This window comes from Kitasatospora sp. NPDC101176, assembly GCF_044768035.1.
Classification (GTDB): Bacteria; Actinomycetota; Actinomycetes; order Streptomycetales; family Streptomycetaceae; genus Kitasatospora.
The window spans coordinates 1-16,039 of sequence record NZ_JBIWPA010000001.1 but is presented as its reverse complement, the minus strand read 5'-3'; the positions used below and the strand labels follow the sequence as shown (position 1 = coordinate 16,039).

Annotated in this window: 15 protein-coding genes; 6 read left to right on the top strand and 9 right to left on the bottom strand. The window is 72.4% G+C overall.

What is annotated here, in order from left to right; all coding sequences use genetic code 11:
* Positions 1 to 203: 203 nt before the first annotated feature.
* The gene (locus tag ACIRS1_RS00075) at positions 204 to 1,148 is read right to left on the bottom strand and encodes a hypothetical protein (protein WP_402835571.1); all 945 of its coding nucleotides are present in this window, start codon (positions 1,146 to 1,148) and stop codon (positions 204 to 206) included.
* A gap of 570 nt (positions 1,149 to 1,718) precedes the next feature.
* Between ACIRS1_RS00075 and ACIRS1_RS00070 the strand changes: the two genes are divergently transcribed.
* Positions 1,719 to 1,982, top strand: a complete 264-nt coding sequence (locus tag ACIRS1_RS00070) for a DUF397 domain-containing protein (protein WP_280679710.1) — start codon at positions 1,719 to 1,721, stop codon at positions 1,980 to 1,982.
* Positions 1,983 to 2,325: 343 nt separating this feature from the next.
* Here the strand turns inward: ACIRS1_RS00070 and ACIRS1_RS00065 are convergent, their stop codons facing one another.
* Entirely contained in the window at positions 2,326 to 2,847 is a 522-nt protein-coding gene (locus ACIRS1_RS00065) for an ATP-binding protein (RefSeq protein ID WP_360221927.1), read from the bottom strand.
* 417 nt (positions 2,848 to 3,264) lie between these two features.
* On the opposite strand from ACIRS1_RS00065, the gene ACIRS1_RS00060 reads away from it, so the two are divergent.
* The gene (locus ACIRS1_RS00060) at positions 3,265 to 4,131 is read left to right on the top strand and encodes a helix-turn-helix transcriptional regulator (RefSeq protein ID WP_360221925.1); all 867 of its coding nucleotides are present in this window, start codon (positions 3,265 to 3,267) and stop codon (positions 4,129 to 4,131) included.
* 115 nt (positions 4,132 to 4,246) lie between these two features.
* Here the strand turns inward: ACIRS1_RS00060 and ACIRS1_RS00055 are convergent, their stop codons facing one another.
* Positions 4,247 to 4,852 carry a TetR/AcrR family transcriptional regulator gene (locus ACIRS1_RS00055; protein WP_402835567.1) on the bottom strand — a complete coding sequence of 202 codons (606 nt, stop codon included), beginning with the start codon at positions 4,850 to 4,852 and terminating at the stop codon, positions 4,247 to 4,249.
* Between the two features lie 240 nt (positions 4,853 to 5,092).
* The gene (locus ACIRS1_RS00050; protein WP_387897461.1) at positions 5,093 to 6,607 is read right to left on the bottom strand and encodes an MFS transporter; all 1,515 of its coding nucleotides are present in this window, start codon (positions 6,605 to 6,607) and stop codon (positions 5,093 to 5,095) included.
* A gap of 87 nt (positions 6,608 to 6,694) precedes the next feature.
* On the opposite strand from ACIRS1_RS00050, the gene ACIRS1_RS00045 reads away from it, so the two are divergent.
* On the top strand, positions 6,695 to 7,171 hold the full coding sequence (locus ACIRS1_RS00045; RefSeq protein WP_402835565.1) for a MarR family winged helix-turn-helix transcriptional regulator: 477 nt from the start codon (positions 6,695 to 6,697) through the stop codon (positions 7,169 to 7,171).
* A gap of 105 nt (positions 7,172 to 7,276) precedes the next feature.
* Here ACIRS1_RS00045 and ACIRS1_RS00040 read toward each other — a convergent pair whose 3' ends face one another.
* The 5 genes from ACIRS1_RS00040 to ACIRS1_RS00020 all read right to left on the bottom strand — a co-directional run bounded on the left by ACIRS1_RS00040 (position 7,277) and on the right by ACIRS1_RS00020 (position 11,833).
* Positions 7,277 to 8,224: a M56 family metallopeptidase gene (locus ACIRS1_RS00040; protein WP_360221913.1), complete on the bottom strand. Its 948-nt coding sequence runs from the start codon at positions 8,222 to 8,224 to the stop codon at positions 7,277 to 7,279.
* A gap of 220 nt (positions 8,225 to 8,444) precedes the next feature.
* Positions 8,445 to 9,008 (bottom strand): DUF5134 domain-containing protein, encoded by a 564-nt coding sequence (locus ACIRS1_RS00035; RefSeq protein ID WP_402835563.1) that lies wholly within the window; start codon positions 9,006 to 9,008, stop codon positions 8,445 to 8,447.
* A gap of 155 nt (positions 9,009 to 9,163) precedes the next feature.
* Complete coding sequence (locus ACIRS1_RS00030) at positions 9,164 to 9,922, bottom strand: amino acid ABC transporter ATP-binding protein (protein WP_402835561.1); 759 nt, start codon at positions 9,920 to 9,922, stop codon at positions 9,164 to 9,166.
* 118 nt (positions 9,923 to 10,040) lie between these two features.
* Positions 10,041 to 10,943, bottom strand: coding sequence for an amino acid ABC transporter permease (locus ACIRS1_RS00025; RefSeq protein ID WP_402835559.1), 903 nt, complete (start codon positions 10,941 to 10,943; stop codon positions 10,041 to 10,043).
* Positions 10,940 to 11,833: an ABC transporter substrate-binding protein gene (locus ACIRS1_RS00020; protein WP_360221904.1), complete on the bottom strand. Its 894-nt coding sequence runs from the start codon at positions 11,831 to 11,833 to the stop codon at positions 10,940 to 10,942. The genes ACIRS1_RS00025 and ACIRS1_RS00020 overlap by 4 nt, the downstream gene beginning before the upstream one ends.
* 671 nt (positions 11,834 to 12,504) lie before the next feature.
* Here ACIRS1_RS00020 and ACIRS1_RS00015 point away from each other — a divergent pair.
* Genes ACIRS1_RS00015 through ACIRS1_RS00005 form a run of 3 tightly spaced genes read left to right on the top strand, consistent with a single transcriptional unit; the run spans position 12,505 to position 15,733 of the window.
* On the top strand, positions 12,505 to 13,905 hold the full coding sequence (locus ACIRS1_RS00015) for a DUF6421 family protein (RefSeq protein WP_360221901.1): 1,401 nt from the start codon (positions 12,505 to 12,507) through the stop codon (positions 13,903 to 13,905).
* Positions 13,902 to 14,660 (top strand): SDR family NAD(P)-dependent oxidoreductase, encoded by a 759-nt coding sequence (locus ACIRS1_RS00010; protein ID WP_360221898.1) that lies wholly within the window; start codon positions 13,902 to 13,904, stop codon positions 14,658 to 14,660. The genes ACIRS1_RS00015 and ACIRS1_RS00010 overlap by 4 nt, the downstream gene beginning before the upstream one ends.
* Positions 14,657 to 15,733, top strand: coding sequence for a low specificity L-threonine aldolase (locus tag ACIRS1_RS00005; RefSeq protein WP_360221895.1), 1,077 nt, complete (start codon positions 14,657 to 14,659; stop codon positions 15,731 to 15,733). Before ACIRS1_RS00010 ends, ACIRS1_RS00005 begins: the two co-directional genes overlap by 4 nt.
* The last annotated feature ends 306 nt before the right edge of the window (positions 15,734 to 16,039 follow it).

Below are 16,039 nucleotides of genomic sequence, written 5' to 3'. Positions count from 1 at the left end.
CGGCGCGTCGGGGTGCGATCGGGTGCGTCCGCGATGCGGGAGGCGCGGCCGATTCCCGGCCGCCGGCCCGCGCCCCGGGCAGAACCGATCAAACATCGACAGAACGGACATCACACCTATTCACCCCTTAACTCCCGTACGGGGCAAGCCGGAAGGGCCCGGAACGAAGCCGTTCCGGGCCCTTCGGTGCGCGTGGTGTCCCGCTACTGCTCCTCGGGCCCCCCGGCGGCGGCGTGGGCGCCGTGGGTGCCCTCAGCGGCCTCCGCAGCGGCCTCCGCCTCGGCCTGGGCCAGCTCCTCCGGGGAGGGCGCCGGCAGCGCGGCCAGGTAGGTCGAGGCGATCAGCTGGCCGACCGTCGGGTAGGCGCCCAGCGGAGCGGCGGACGGGCAGCCCGTCTCCTCGGCGGCCGTCGCGAGCAGCTCGGAGTCGGCCTCCGGGCCGATCACCAGCGGGGCCAGCGCGGGGCGCAGGGAGCCGGTCTCCTTGAGGTGGTTGACGGCCGCGGCCACCGAGCCGGGCACGTCGAGCGCGGCGGGGATGACCGGGACGGCCAGCCGGGCCGCCAGCAGTACGCCGGTGATGCCGGCCGCCGCGGCGGCCTCCTCGCCGCCGACGGTGGTCAGGACCACGCCGTCCGCGGCGGTCGCGATGGCGAACAGTCGGGCCCGGTCGGCGCGGGCCAGTCCGGCCTCGGACAGACGCACGTGGACGGCCTCGGCGAGCAGCGGGTGCGGGCCGAGCACGTCGGTGACGGACGCGCCGTACTCCGCGGCGAGGGCGTGGAGTTCGGTCAGGAAGCCGTGCGGGCCGGGGACCAGCGGGACCACGACGGGCACCGGCAGGCCGGCCTCGGCGGCCATGGCCAGGAGCTCGGCGACGGTGCGGTCCTCGCTGTCGTCGGCCTCGGTGTTCCCACCGGGGAGGTAGCCGACCGCGGTGCGGACGCCGGCCTGCTCGCTGCGGACGATCGACAGCAGTTCCTCGACGACCGAGCGGGACTCGGGCCCTGCGGTCGCGGGCACGGCCAGCACCAGGGCCGGGGCGCCGGTCGGAATCTCGGGGCGCTCGGGACGGCGGTGGCGCCCCCGCGCACGGGAGCCTGGAGTGCGGACGGGCAGTGGCGCGCCCGGGATGGCTGCGGTGCTCATGCCGGAGATCGTAGGACATCGGCCGGTCGGGCCTGCAGTCGGCTGCCGTTCGGGTTCCGCGCGGCCGCGGTGCGCGCGCGGTGCGCGACGTGTGCCGATCCGGGCGGATCCACAGCAATGCGGACATATCTCACCCAACCCCCGGAAGGGCTCCGGTGGTTGCCGTGACGTCCCGGACGGGGCTGTGCGTTGCACGTGCGGTGCGTGAGATGTCTCACAGCACGGAGGTGCTGTCCGATGCGTCTGACGGAGGGTCACAGGAGTGCGACTCCCGGCATTCGAAGATCAACATTCAGCGGGGGTCCGCTCACGGCCGGTTATCGGGACTTCGTCGATTCAGTCGGCTATGTCCGTTTACGTACCGTCAGGAAAAGGGTCCGTGAAGAGTTCGGGGCCGCCGGTGAAAAGCATCGTGCACCTGCAACGTCCCGTGCTGATGCACGTGCACTGCAGCTATCATCGCGTCAAGTGAGGCGTTGTTCCGGGCCGGTACGGGGCCGGTCCGTTCGTTCGGCGGGTGCCGGGGGCGCCGCGCTGGACGACCACTCCGGAGCTCTTCGGGAGATTTCTATGCACGACTCGCAGGACACGCACGGCTCGTACGACACCTACAACGGGATGGCGGCCGCCGACCTCAAGGGGGTGGTCTGGCAGAAGAGCCTGCACAGCAACTCCCAGGGGAACTGCGTCGAGTTCGCGGCCCTGCCGGGGGGCGATGTGGCGATGCGCAACTCGCGTTTCCCGGAAGGTCCGGCGCTCATCTACACCCGTGCCGAGATCGCCGCCCTGCTGCTGGGGGCCAAGGACGGGGAGTTCGACCACCTGGCGGTCTGACCGGCCGCCGCATCGCCATCGGGGGGCCGTCGTGGGTGCTGACACCACGACGGCCTTTGTCTTTTCCGGTGCGCTTTCCGGTAATGGCGCGGGGGTGCCCGCCCGGATTCCGCCGCGAGCGGTGTTCCACCGGAATTCCGCCGTGCCGCCGGCGCCGGAACGCGCGGCCCGAACTGCACGGGAATGCCTCGCACGGCCTCTTCGGCGGATCGCTGCGGCCGATCGGCCCGCGGGGCGTGCCGGGGCCGGTAAGGAGGTCGCGCCCGGCTCGTCGCACCGTTCCGCGCGGCCCGGGGTGCCGTCCTCCCGGTGCCGTCGGCGGCCGGCCGCGCGCCGCCCGGCCCTAGGCCGAGCGCCGGTGCCGTCCACCGAGTTCGGAGCCGACGAGCGGCTCCGCCTCGAACAGGGCCCAGACGACCTTGCCGCTGCCCAGCGGGTGCCAGCCCCAGGACTGGCTGAACGACTCCACCAGGTGGAGTCCGCGGCCGGACTCGGCGACGAAGTCCGCCTCGCGGGCGACCGGGCCGATGCTGCTCGGGTCGCTCACCGCACAGACCACCTGGGGGGAGCGGTGGACGAGGCTTATTCGGATCGGCAGCCGGCCGTCCGCGGTGGGCTGTGTGGGAAAGTCGTACTCGCCCGGGGCGCCGCCCGTCGGGTCGGGCCGTGCGCCGACCGCATGCCGCAGCGCGTTGGTGACCAGTTCCGACGCCACCAGTGCGACGTCGTCGAACAGCTCCATCAGGCCCCAGCGCTGAAGCGAGGTTCTGGCGAAGTCGCGTGCGGTTCTGACGGCTTCGAAGCGAGGAGCGAGCGTACAGGTGACCACATGGGGGTCAACCGCCAAAGCCGTACCGGTGCTCATGAAGAGCTCCTCCCATAAGGGGGCGGACACGGCTGGACCCGCCGGGGTCATGCCGGTCACCTCCGACTCGCTCGGCCGCTCGGCCGCCCCCTCGACCAGGCGCGCGCGCACTCGAACGCCCGGTGGCGCGGGGACGCTGCCGAGTCGGTGCACGGAGTCGCGCGTGGGGTCGACGCGGAGCCCGCGGGATTGCCAGGGATGTGCAGGTGCACGTGCACCATGGTGGTGTGCGCTCACTGCAGATGCAAGAGTCGATTCACGTGCAGTCGCACTATTGGCATATGCAAGCGCCGTCTGCACGTGCATCCTGGTACGCGGAGTGCGGAACTGATAGGAACATCCGTCAGTATCGGCACCGTGAGCGCTCAACTGATGGCAGACTGTGCGCTGTTTGCCCTAGGTGGAGGTTTCGACCGCATGACCACAGTTCAGCCGGGCGGCGGCTCGATGGTCCGCCGGATCCTCCTCGGCTCCCAGTTGCGCCGACTGCGCGAGACGCGCGGCATCACGCGCGAGGATGCCGGCTACGCGATCCGCGCCTCCGAGTCCAAGATCAGTCGGATGGAACTCGGCCGCGTCAGCTTCAAGGAGCGCGACGTCGCCGACCTGCTCAGCCTGTACGGGGTGGACGACGGCATCGAGCGGGAGGCCCTGCTCGGCCTGGTCCGCGAGGCGAACAAGTCCGGTTGGTGGCACAGCTTCAACGACGTGCTGCCGGGATGGTTCCAGACCTACGTCGGCCTGGAGGAGGCCGCCCAGCTGATCCGCACCTACGAGGTGCAGTTCATCCCCGGACTGCTGCAGTCCGAGGAGTACGCACGGGCGGTTTTCGGCCAGAGTCGGCCGGTCATCAGCGAGGAGGAGGTCGAGCGGCGGGTCAGCCTCCGCCTGCGCCGCCAGAAGCTGCTGACCGAGGGCGCCAACCCGCGCCTGTGGGCGGTGATCGACGAGGCCGCCCTGCGCCGTCCGGTCGGCGGGCCCAAGGTGATGCGCGGTCAGGTGCAGTACCTGATCGACGTCGCCGAGCAGGCCAACGTCGTCATCCAGGTCATGCCCTTCCGCTTCGGTGCGCACGCGGGCGAGTCCGGGGCGTTCACGATCCTGCGCTTCCCGGAGCAGGATCTCGCGGACGTGGTCTACCTGGAGCAGCTCACCAGTGCGCTGTACCTGGACAAGCGGGACGACGTCGACGCCTACATCCAGGTCATGGAACGGCTCTGCGTGGACAGCCTCACGCCCGAGCGCACCATAGACCTGCTGGCCTCGATCCTGAAGGAGCGCTGAGCCGCCGCCAGGCGGGGCCGCCCGACGGCCCCTCCGTGACCGGCGCTCCGCGCTCCGCCCCCGCCCCGGTTCCAGCCCCCGTCCGGCCCCGTGCCGTCGAGCCGCCCTCCCGCCGTCAACCGCGGGCCGGCGGCCGTTCGCGTTCCGGCGGCGCGGCCTGCGGGGGGCGGCCCAGCTCCCAGGGCAGTTCGTAGCGGCGGAACAGGTCGGCCCGGATCGGCGCGAGCGGGAGCTCGGCGCCCGGCAGCAGCACGCCTATGCAGCCGCCCATCAGCGCGCTGCGCAGGACGGCGTGTTCGGCGGTCGGATCGGGGGCGCCCCAGTCCGCGAGCAGGCCCTGCAGGATCGCGCCGAGCTGCTGCTGCTCCGGATCCTGGACGAAGGCCCCGGTGTCCGGGTCCAGGATCAGCGCGAGGTGCGAGCGCATGACCCGCGGGTGCTCCATCGCGAGGGCCAGGACGGCGTCTATCGCGCGGGCGAGCCGGGCCTCCGGCGAGGCGTCCGGAGCCAGTTCGGCCAGGGCGCCGGAAAGGGCCTGGTGCATCATCCGGTGGGTGGCGGACTGCATCAGCAGCCGTTTGCCGTCGAAGTAGTACGAGAGCAGCCCGCGGGCGAGTCCGGCCCGCTCGGCGATGTCGGTCAGCGTGGTGCCCGCGTATCCGCGCTGGTCGACGAGTTCGACGGTGGCCCGCATGATGCGCCGCCGGGAGCGCTGCCGCATCTCCTCATTGACCGAATCCCCCCGAGGTGCCATCGTGTCTGCTCCGAACGTTCGTTGGCTGCGAGCCAATATACTTGCGGAGCCGAGGGTCGCACCGTGTGGTCGCGTGCTGGTCGGGCGCCGCTCGGCGCCGGTCCCGCGACCGGTACGAAGACGGCCGGCTCCACCAAGACGGGGGTTTGGTGGAGCCGGCGACATCGCCGATGGCCGCCGGGGGGCGGCCAGGGTGGCGACCGAGGCTCAGCGGGTGGTCAGCACTTCCTCCCGGGTCTCCTTCGAACCGGCTGACGAGTCATCATAGTCGGCCGAGGTCAGGGGAGTTGAATTCCTGCGCCGGTCCGTCAGGGCGCCCGCCGCGGCGATCAGCAGTCCGAGCAGCGCGACCGCGGTGACGAACGCCAGGGCCGGCCGGTAGCCGTCCAGCTGGGCCTGCGGGCTGTCGCCGCCGGCGCTGCCGGCCGTGATCATCGCGGTCGCCCCGGCCAGGACCACGGCGGTGCCGACCTGGATCGCGGTGTTGACCAGCCCGGAGGCCAGGCCCTGCTCCTCGTCGTCCACCCCGTCGGTGGCGGCGATGTTCACCGAGGGGAAGGCCAGCGCGAAGCCGACGCCGAGCAGCAGCATCGAGGGCAGCACCAGGCCGAGGTACGAGCTGTGCTCGTCCAGCCGCAGGAACAGCGCGAACGCGCCGACCAGGGCGACCAGGCCGATCGGCAGCAGCCGGCCGGTGCCGAAGCGGTCCACGATCGGGCCCATGAACGGTGCCGAGAGCGCGATGAAGGCGCCGGCCGGCAGCAGTCCGAGCGCCATCTGCAGCGCCGACCAGCCGAGCAGGTGCTGCAGGTAGAGGGTGACGACGAACTGGAACCCGCCGTACGCACCGGTCATCGCGAAGGCGATCACGTTGGCCCGGGCGACCGAGCCGTTGCGGAAGATGCCGAGCCGGACGAGCGGGTGGGCGGTACGGCTCTCGATCAGCAGGAAGGCGGCGGCCAGCGCGAGGACCACGACCAGGGAGCCCAGCGTGCGGGCGCTCAGCCAGCCGGCGCCCTGTGCCTCGGTGACGGTGAAGACCAGCAGCAGGACGGTCGCGGTGCCGGTGATCGCGCCGAGCACGTCGTAGCCGCCCTTGGCCTTCTCCTCGACGGGGCGGGGGAGCAGGCGGACCGCGAAGAGCAGGGCGAGCAGCGCGACCGGCACGGGCATCAGGAAGGTCCAGCGCCAGCCGACGGAGGTGAGCAGGCCGCTGAGCACCAGGCCGAGCGAGAAGCCGCTGGCGCCGCAGGTGGTGTAGATGGACAGGGCCCGGTTGCGGGCGGGGCCCTCGGCGAAGGTCGTGGTGATGATCGACAGGCCGGCGGGAGCGGTGAAGGCCGCGCTGACGCCCTTGAGGAAGCGGGCCGCGATCAGCAGGCCGCCGTCGTCGACCAGGCCGCCGACGAGGGAGGCGGCGGCGAAGACGCCCAGCGCGACGAGGAAGACCCGGCGACGGCCGAGCAGGTCGGCGGCGCGGCCGCCGAGCAGCAGCAGGCCTCCGTAGCCGAGCACGTAACCGGAGACCACCCACTGCAGGGCGGAGGTGGAGAGGTGCAGCTCGGAGCCGATGGAGGGGAGGGCGACGCCCACCATGGAGACGTCCAGGGCGTCCAGGAACATGGCGGCGCAGAGCACGATGAGGGTGCCCCAGAGGCGGGGGGTCCAGTTCAGCCCGCTGGTTGACGGGGCGTCGGGTGGCGTGGCGGTCGCGGTGGTCATGGGGAGGACAGTACATGCGTGTGCATTCAATGCAAATGAATAAGATGTGAACACATATGTTGCCGATGCATGTGCTACCGTGGCGGCGTGGCTGAACTCGACTCCCCGGCGGAGGCCGGTCTCGTCGCGCAGTGGCGCGACCTGCTGGCCCGGCACGCCGCCACGGCCTGTATGCTCGACCGCGAGCTGGGCGAGAAGTGCGGGCTGGGCATGAGCGAGTTCGAGGTGCTGGAACGCCTGGCCGAAGCGTGCTCGGGAGAGGGCCGGCCCACCGTGCGGGTCCAGGAGCTGGGCCACACCGTCCACCTCAGCCAGAGCGCGCTCTCCCGGCTGATCGCCCGACTGGAGAAGGCCGGACTGGTCACCCGGGCGATGTGCGAGAGCGACCGGCGCGGCATCATGCTCACCCTGACCGAGGCCGGCAAGGAGCGGTACCTGCAGGCCAGGCCGCTGCACCGCGAGGTGCTCGAACTGACCCTGGGCGGGCCGATCGGACCGTCCGGGTCCAGCGCGTCGTCCGGGTCGAGTGGGTCGACCGCTTCGGGCGGGGCGGTCGAGGGGTAGCCCGGACCATCCGCCTGACGTTCTGTCAACCGTGCTGCCGGTACTGCCTTTGCGATCGACCGGGGCGACGCTTCCGTGCGCCCGGCGGGCCGGTGGTGGCCGCCCTCAGAACTGCGAGACCAGCCCCGGAGCGACCGCCAGCAGTACGGCGGCGGCGGGCGCGGCGAGGGCCACCAGGGTGAGTCGGAGCCGGTGGGGGACGGACAGCCGCGGCCGGCCGGCGAGCAGCCGGTCGACCCGGCGGGGGGACTGCGCCAGCCCCGGCGGGCAGGAACCGAACACCCCGCGGTCCAGGTTGATCTCGGCCAGCGCGAGGGCGGTGGTGTGCCGGCCGTGCCGCCGTGCCGCCCGGTCGTCGGCCGCCAGCTCGACCAGCTCCGCCACCTGGTCCCGGAAGGCGCTGAACACGCCGACACCCGGGAAGCCCGAGGCCAGCGCCTGCGACGCCTGCTGCAGCCAGTGGTGCCGGGCCCGGACGTGCCCGCGCTCGTGGCTCAGGACGGCGGCCAGCTCCCGGTCGGTCAACTGTTGGAGCGCGCCGGTGGTCACCACCAGGCGGGAGTCGGGGCCCGGCAGCGACCAGGCCTCCGGGCGGACGCTCTCCAGGACCACCAGCCGCTCCCGGCGGCTCCGGGCGGCAGCGATGGCCTCGGGCAACTCGGGAGCCCGGCTGGTCAGTTGGGCGTGCCGACGATCGCGCACCGCCTTGGCCGTCCGGACCTCCCGGGTGAGCGCGAAAGCCGTCTGCAACCCGCCCGCCGCCAGCACCGCGGCGCACAGCCGGCCCCAGCCCTCGGCGTCCTGCAGACCGTACGCGGCCTCGACGCCGTGCGGGGCCCCCGCGAAGACCAGGGCGCGCAGCTCGGGCAGGGCGGCGGACGCGGCCAGCAGCAGGCTCAGGACGCAGCACAGCAGCACGGCGACGACGAGGCACTGCCACACCAGCAGCGCCAGTACCGGTTCTCGCTCCACCCAGCGGGCCCGGGCCAGCAGCCGGGGCGCGACGGTCGAGAGCAGCAGTCCGAGCAGCAGCAGACCGATCAGGGCAGGCATCGCATGGGCTCCCCGAGTACGCACGGAACGCGACGAGGCGCTCCCTGCCAACCTATGCGCTGGCGACGTCCGGAGGAACGGCTTTCGACCGGCCAGTGACCAACGCCACGCGAGGGGCGGGGCCTTGGCTCCGAACGGCACCCCTCCGGCGGGCGCGGGCGCGGGCGTTGGTTCGGGCACGGCCGCGGCCGCGGTTCCGCGTCCGCGGGGAGGGGCCGGCTCACATCGTCAGCAGCATGGCGAACATGCCGATCCCCATGGTGAGGCGGCAGGCCCGCGGCAGTCCGGCGGCGCCCACCACCAGGGTTCCGGCGGAGGTGTGCAGGAGCCGGGCGCCGGCCCAGAGCGAGTACCCGCCGAAGTAGAGCAGCAGAGCGCCGGTCACCAGCGGCGTTCCGGCGCCGGTTCCGTGGTGGTGGCCGGTGCCGGCGGCCATCGTGAGGGCCATGTAGGTCATGGCGAGCGCGCCCACCGCGTGGTGTAGCCGGTGCGCCCGGCGGGCCGGGGCGTGTGCGGCGGCGAGCAGGAAGACCGCGGCCGGGAGCCCGAAGAGCGAGGCCCAGACGGCGGCCGGGACGGCTCCACCGGTGACGGCCATCGCCGCCATGCCCAGCCCCATCAGGGCCTCGGCGGCGTCCGACTCGCGGGCGATCAGTCGGCGGGTGCCGGCGCGGGGCGGGGCGCCCGCGGTGCAGGGGGAGCGGCGGAGCCGGGTGAGGCAGTAGGCCCCGGCGGCCGCGGTGAGCAGGGCCAGCAGCCAGCTGATCAGGACGGGTCCGTGCAACGGCGGCCTCCCCCGCGATCGGTGACGGGTGGCCCCGTCCCGTCCACGATCACCGTTGCCGCCGGGGCGCGGCCAGGGCGCGCACCGGGGCGCACGGTGGTGTCGGCCGGGGTGCGTCCTCGGGCGCGCACCCCGCCGGACCCGCTCCGGCAGGATCAGCCCTGCAGCCGGCCCGAGGCGACGACCCGGCTGAGGAACTGCCGCGTCCGTTCCTCCCTCGGGTCGCCGAGGACCTGCTCCGGCGGTCCCTGTTCGAGGACCACGCCGTCGTCCAGGAAGCAGACCTGGTCGGCCACCTCGCGGGCGAACCCCATCTCGTGGGTCGAGAGGACCATCGTCATCCCCTGTTCCTTGAGGTCGCGCACCACCGAGAGCACCTCGCCGACCAGGACCGGGTCGAGGGCCGCGGTGATCTCGTCGAGCAGCAGCAGCCGCGGCCCGGTGGCGAGCGCCCGCACGATGGCGACGCGCTGCTGCTGGCCGCCCGAGAGCCGGTCCGGGTACTCCCGGGCCTTCGCCGCCAGCCCGAGCCGCTCCAGCAGTTCCAGCGCCTTCGCCTCCGCCTGGGCCCGCGCGAGCCGGTGCACCCGGCGCGGGGCCAGCGTGATGTTCTCCAGCACGGTCAGGTGCGGGAACAGGTTGTAGGACTGGAAGACCACCCCGATCCGCCGCCGGACGGCGTCCTCGTCGGTCCGGGGGTCGGTGATCTCCTCGCCGTCCAGGAAGACCGCCCCGTCGTCGATCCCCTCCAGCAGGTTGACGCACCGCATCAGGGTGGACTTGCCCGAGCCGGACGCGCCGATCAGCGCCGTCACCGAGTGCTCGGGCACGGTGAGGTCCACGTCGCGCAGTACGACCTGGCCGCCGTAGGTCTTGCGCACCGACTCCAGCCGGAGCACTTCGGCCGTGCTCATCCGCTCACCTCACCCGTTCGGCCGCACCGCTCGGCCGGCCACCCCGTCTCGTACCCGCCGGTCCGGCGCCCGCCGTGCCGGCCCCGCCCGCGGCGTTGCCCCCGCCCGCCGCGCGCGTTCACACCGCACCGCCCTGGAACCGCCGGCGGTTCGTCCTGGCCGTCAGCCAGTCCGCGAACCGGGTCAGCGGAATGGTCAGCACGATGAACACCAGACCCGCCACGAGGTAGGGCGTGAAGTTGAACGACCGGGCCGCGATGATCTTCGCCGCGTACACGGCGTCGATCGCCCCGCCGATCGAGACGAGTCCGGTGTCCTTCTGCAGGCTCACCAGGTTGTTCAGCAGCGGCGGCACCACCCGTCGGACGGCCTGCGGCAGCACCACGTACCGCATGGCCTGCGCGTTGGTGAGCCCCAGCGAACGGGCCGCGGCGCGCTGGCTCGGGTGCACCGACTCGATCCCGGAGCGGAACACCTCCGACACGTACGCCGAGTACGTCAGCACCAGGGCGGCCCCGCCGAGCAGCAGCGGGTCGGTGGTCACGCCGGTGAGCCGGAGCGCCGGCACCCCGGTGATCATCACCAGCAGGCAGATGATCATCGGCAGTCCGAGGAAGAAGTCCACGTACGCGGTGGCCAGCAGCCGGACCGGCAGGAACACCGGCCCGCGCAGCGTCCGCAGCACCGCCAGCAGCAGCCCGAACACCAGGATGAGGACCCCGCAGCCGAGCATCAGCTCCAGGTTCAGCCGCAGGCCCTTCAGCACCTCGGGCAGCGCCTGGCGGGCGTAGTCGGCGCTGAGGAACGTCCGGCGGGTCACCTCCCAACCGGGCGAGTTGACCACCAGCAGGTAGAGCACGAGCGCCGTCGCCAGGGTGGACGCGGTGGCGATCAGCGCCGACCGCCGGGCCCGGCCGCGCCGGTACGCCTCGTGCGCCAGTCGCCGTTCGGACGGGCGGTAGTCGTCGCCCCCGTCCTTCGCCGGTGCCACCGCCCCGGTGGCCGTCGCCTCGCCGCTCACTTGAGCACCGGTGCCGAGACGGCGTCGGAGAGCCACTGCTTCTCCAGCTTGGCCAGGGTGCCGTCGGAGCGCAGCGCGTCGACCGCCCGGGAGACGCAGCCGGTCAGCTGCGAGCCCTTGTCCAGGACCAGGCCGAACTGCTCGCCCTGCGAGGCGCCCTCGAACTGCCCGACCACCTGTGCCTCCGGCACCTCGGCGCCGGTGATGTAGAAGGCGGTGGGCAGGTCCACCACGAGTGCCTCGACCTGGCCGTTCTTGAGCGCGGCCTTGGCGAGGTCGTTGGAGTCGAACACGGCCGGCTGGACGCTCGGCTTGATGGTGCCGGTGATGGTGTCGAGGCTGGTGGTGCCGACCTGTGCGCCCAGCTTGGCGCCCTTGAGGTCGGCGATGCTCTTCGCCCCCGCGGCCTTGGAGTTCTTCAGGGCGATGACCGCCTGGCGCACGTCGTAGTAGCCGGAGGAGAAGTCGACGGCCTGCTTGCGCTCGCTGCTGACGGACACCTGGTTGATGTCGAAGTCGAAGTCCTTGGCCCCCGGCGAGGTGGCCTTGCCGAAGGGCGCGACCACCCAGGTGACCTTGTCCTTGGGGTACCCGAGCCGGTCCGCGACGGCGTAGGCGACGGCGGACTCGAAGCCCTTGCCGTTCTCCGGCTTGTCCTCGGCGAACCACGGGTCGTAGGCGGGCTTGTCCGTGCCGACGGTCAGCGTGCCGGCCGTCCGGGTCGCCAGCGCCCCCGGTGCGCAGCCCGCCGCCGTTCCGGCGCTCCCGGACGCGCCCGCGGCGGCCCCGTCGGACTTGGCGTCCTGCGGCGCGCACGCGGTCAGCGCGGCGGCCGCGGCCAGCAGGACGGCGAGGGGCAGGGCGGTGGCGGACGGCTTGCGGAGGGTCATGGCGGGGCTCCAGGGAGAAGGACCGGGCGGGACGGCGGAGGCGGCGGCGCGGGCCGCGAGCCCGGCGGGTCACTTCCCCCCGGTGGCGGCGCCGGAACACACGCGGCATGGTCGGCGTACGGGCCCGCGTCCGCGGCGCCCTTCGAGCCGGATCAGCGACAGCGGCGGCAGCGGCCGCACGCGCGACAGCAGTCGCGACAACGAGAGGGCACCCGGAACAGGTCGGTGTGGCGCTCGGCCACCGTGATCACCGCCGGGAGCATGGCGGGAGGTTCGCATCCCGACGGCGCATCTGTCCAGAACATCCAGAAGCTTGTCCACATGCCGGACACCCGGCCGCGGGCCCAGGTCGCGGCCGCGGTGCCGCGGGGCCCCGACGGACCGTCGGGGGGCGTGCCGCGAGGCCGCGTTGACGCCCGGCCGGCCGCCGGCCCCGGACTCGGCCCCGACCCGCGGCCGGCCCGCCGCCGTCTCGCCCTCCGAACCGGCGCGGGAAGGGGCGCGGCCCGCCCGGAGCCGACGCGCGGCCGACCCGGGGCCGACGCCGCGCCGAAGCGGAGGCGAACCCGGGGCGCCGCCGGAGGTTCGGCGGTCGAGACCCCCTTGAACAGGAGAACCTTTCGTACTTATGGTGTCCCCGTTGAAATAACTCCTGTCGAAGTGAGTCCACGATGCAGAATCTTTCGCCAAGGCTCGCTGCGGCGGCCGACGCTCCGGTCTCGACCCTCGCCGGCCACCCGGCCTGGCTGCGCCTGAAGGAGGCCGTCGAGACGCTGCGCCCGCTGCAGTCCAAGGACGGCTCCATCGACCTCGCCGCCGTACAGCGGCACACCGTCGACCCGCTGGTGGCCACCGTGCGTGCCGCCGTCGAGGAGCTCGCCCCGCACTTCCCGCACGACGCCGCCTACCTGTCCGCCGTCGACGCCGACCTCGCCAAGTGGGCCGACACCGGCTACCGCGAGCCCGACTTCCTGGACTCGCTGCTGGCCTTCCAGCCCGCGGAGCAGCGCGAGGACGGCCTCGAGCACCTGGTCGTCTTCCCGATGTACACCCAGAACGGCAACCCGGACCGCAACCTGGAAGCCGTCCTGCTGAGCGTCGTGTGGCCCGACTGGCTTGCCGAGCTGGAGCGCACCCGCTTCGACAACCCGATGTTCGTGCCGATCACCTTCACCGACTTCACGGCCGGCTACGACACCAACTCCGCCGTCCTCTTCCCCGAGACGGTCTCCGTGCGCAAGGCGCCGGAACGTTTCACCTGGGGCGGCATCTTCTGCGACCGCGAGGCCGCCCGCTTCCGCGCCGTCACCACCAGCGCCGTCCAGCAGCTCGGCCTGGAGATCCCGGCCGACGCCGAGGGCCTGCTCCAGGACCAGCAGCGCGCGCAGGAGACCTTCGTCCTGTGGGACCTCGTGCACGACCGCACCCACAGCCACGGCGACCTGCCGTTCGACCCCTTCATGATCAAGCAGCGCAGCCCGTTCTGGATGTACGGCCTGGAGGAGCTCCGCTGCGACCTCACCACCTTCAAGGAGGCGGTGAAGCTGGAGGCCGAGGGCAACGCCCACGCCCGCGACGTCCAGTACGCGATCCTCTTCGACCGGATGTTCCGCTTCCCGGTCAGCGGTGACCGCGTGCGCAACTACGACGGCCTCGGCGGTCAGCTGCTCTTCGCCTACCTGCACAAGAACGGCGCGCTGAGCTGGCGCGACAACCGCCTCAGCATCGACTGGGAGCGGGCCCCGCAGGTCACCAACGAGCTGTGCGCCGAGATCGAGACCCTCTACCGCGACGGCATCGACCGGCCCAAGCCGGCCCACTGGATCGCCGCCTACGAGCTGGTCTCCCGCTACCTCACCCCGCACCCCGCCTCCACCTGGGCGAAGGGCTCCGAGGCGCTGCCGCTCGACATCACCGACGGCAAGGCCCTCAACAAGGCGCTGTGCGACGCCGTGCTCCCGGACGAGTTCCCGCTGAGCATGTTCTACGAGGCCCTGTCCAAGAAGCTCGGCGGCGTCATCGCCGCCACCGCCGGCATCACCGGCGCCGGTATCCAGGGAGTCGCCGCGTGACCACGACCGCCAACGCCCCGCTGGCCGGCAAGGTCATCGCCGTCGCCGGAGCCAGCGGCCCGGCCGGTCAGGCCGTGCTGCGCCGCCTGACCGCCGACGGTGCCACCGTGATCGGCGCCGACATCGACGCCCAGCGCCTCGAGTCCGCCCTGGACGCCACCCGGATCGCCGTGCGCGGCGCCAAGGTCAGCGGACAGGTGATCGACCTGCTCGACCCGCAGGAGGTCCACGACTGGGCCGACCACCTGGAGGCCGAGCACGGCCACGTCGACGGCCTGTTCCACCTGGTCGGCGGCTGGCGCGGCAGCAAGACCTTCTTCGACAGCCGGCTGGACGACTGGGACTTCCTGCACGACACCGTCGTGCGGACCCTCCAGCACACCTCGCTGGCCTTCCAGCCCGCGCTGGTCCGCAGCCCCGCCGGCCGGTACGCGATGATCTCCGCCGCGGCCGCCCACAAGCCCACCGCCGGCGGCGCCGCCTACGCGGCAGCCAAGGCGGCCACCGAGGCCTGGACCCTCGCCATGGCGGACTCCTTCAAGAAGGAGACCACCGACCCCGACGGCGAGCCCACCGCCGCTGCTGCGATCCTGGTCATCAAGGCGCTGGTCAGCCCCGAGATGCGGGCCGAGAAGCCGGACGCGAAGTTCGCGGGCTTCACCGACACGGCCGACCTCGCCGGACACCTCGCGGGCCTCTGGGACCGCCCCGCAGCAGAACTGAACGGACAGCACCTGTGGCTGACAGCCCGATGACCGACCCCACCGGCACGGACGCGGTACGGCGGCACGACCCCGCCGTCCGCGGCTTCGCCAGCGACAACTACGCCGGCATCCACCCCGAGGTCCTCGCCGCGATCGCCCTCGCCAACGACGGCCACCAGGTCGCCTACGGCGAGGACGACTACACGACGCACCTCCAGGACGTCTTCCGCCGCCACTTCGGGGACAAGGCCGAGGCCTACCCCGTCTTCAACGGCACCGGCGCCAACGTCGTCGCGCTCCAGGCCCTGCTCCCGCGCTGGGGCGCCGTGGTCGCCGCCGAGACCGCCCACATCAACGTGGACGAGGGCGGCGCCCCGGAGAAGATGGGCGGCATCAAGCTGCTCACCGTCCCCACCCCGGACGGCAAGCTCACCCCCGAGCTGCTCGACCAGCAGGCCTGGGGCTTCGGCGACGAGCACCGCGCGCAGCCGCTCGCGGTCTCGATCACCCAGAGCACCGAGCTCGGCACCCTCTACACCGCCGACGAGATCCGCGCGATCACCGAGCACGCCCACCAGCTCGGCATGCTCGTCCACGTCGACGGCTCCCGCCTGGCCAACGCCGCCGCCTCGCTCGGCCTGCCGCTGCGCGCCTTCACCACGGACGTGGGCGTCGACGTGCTGTCCTTCGGCGGGACGAAGAACGGGCTGATGCTCGGCGAGGTCGTGGTGGTGCTCAACCCCGAGCGGGTGCGCAACATCAAGTACCTGCGCAAGACCTCGATGCAGCTCGCCTCGAAGATGCGCTTCGTCTCCGTGCAGTTCGAGGCGCTGCTCTCCGGCGACCTCTACCTGCGCAACGCCGGCCACGCCAACGCGATGGCCAGCCGCCTGGAGGCCGCCGTCCGCAAGATCGACGGCGTCGAGGTCGTCCGCCCGGTCCAGGCGAACGCGGTGTTCGCGATCCTCCCGCGCGAGGTGAGCGAGCGGCTGCAGAAGCGCTACCGCTTCTACTTCTGGAACGAGCACACCGGCGAGGTGCGCTGGATGTGCGCCTTCGACACCACGGAGGCCGACATCGACGCCTTCGCCGCGGCCATCGCCGAGGAGATGGGCCGCGCCTGACGGTGCCCGAACGACGGATCGTCCCGCCCTGCAGCCGCAGGGCGGGACGATTTGCTTGTGGCGGGCCCGGCCCCGTACAGTTCCGGAGTCGCCGCGAGAGAGCGGGGACAAGCGGAAAGCGAATCCGATGAAATGAAACTCCGGGAAAACGGAGCGGAAAACATCTGATAAGCTGGAAACACGAAAGAACGAAGCGCCCGGAGGGCCTGCTGGAAGGCAGACCGAAGGTAGTGTCCGTTCCTTGAGAACTCAACAGCGTGCCAAAAGTCAACGCCAGATATGTTGACATCCCCGGCCTCAGGTTTC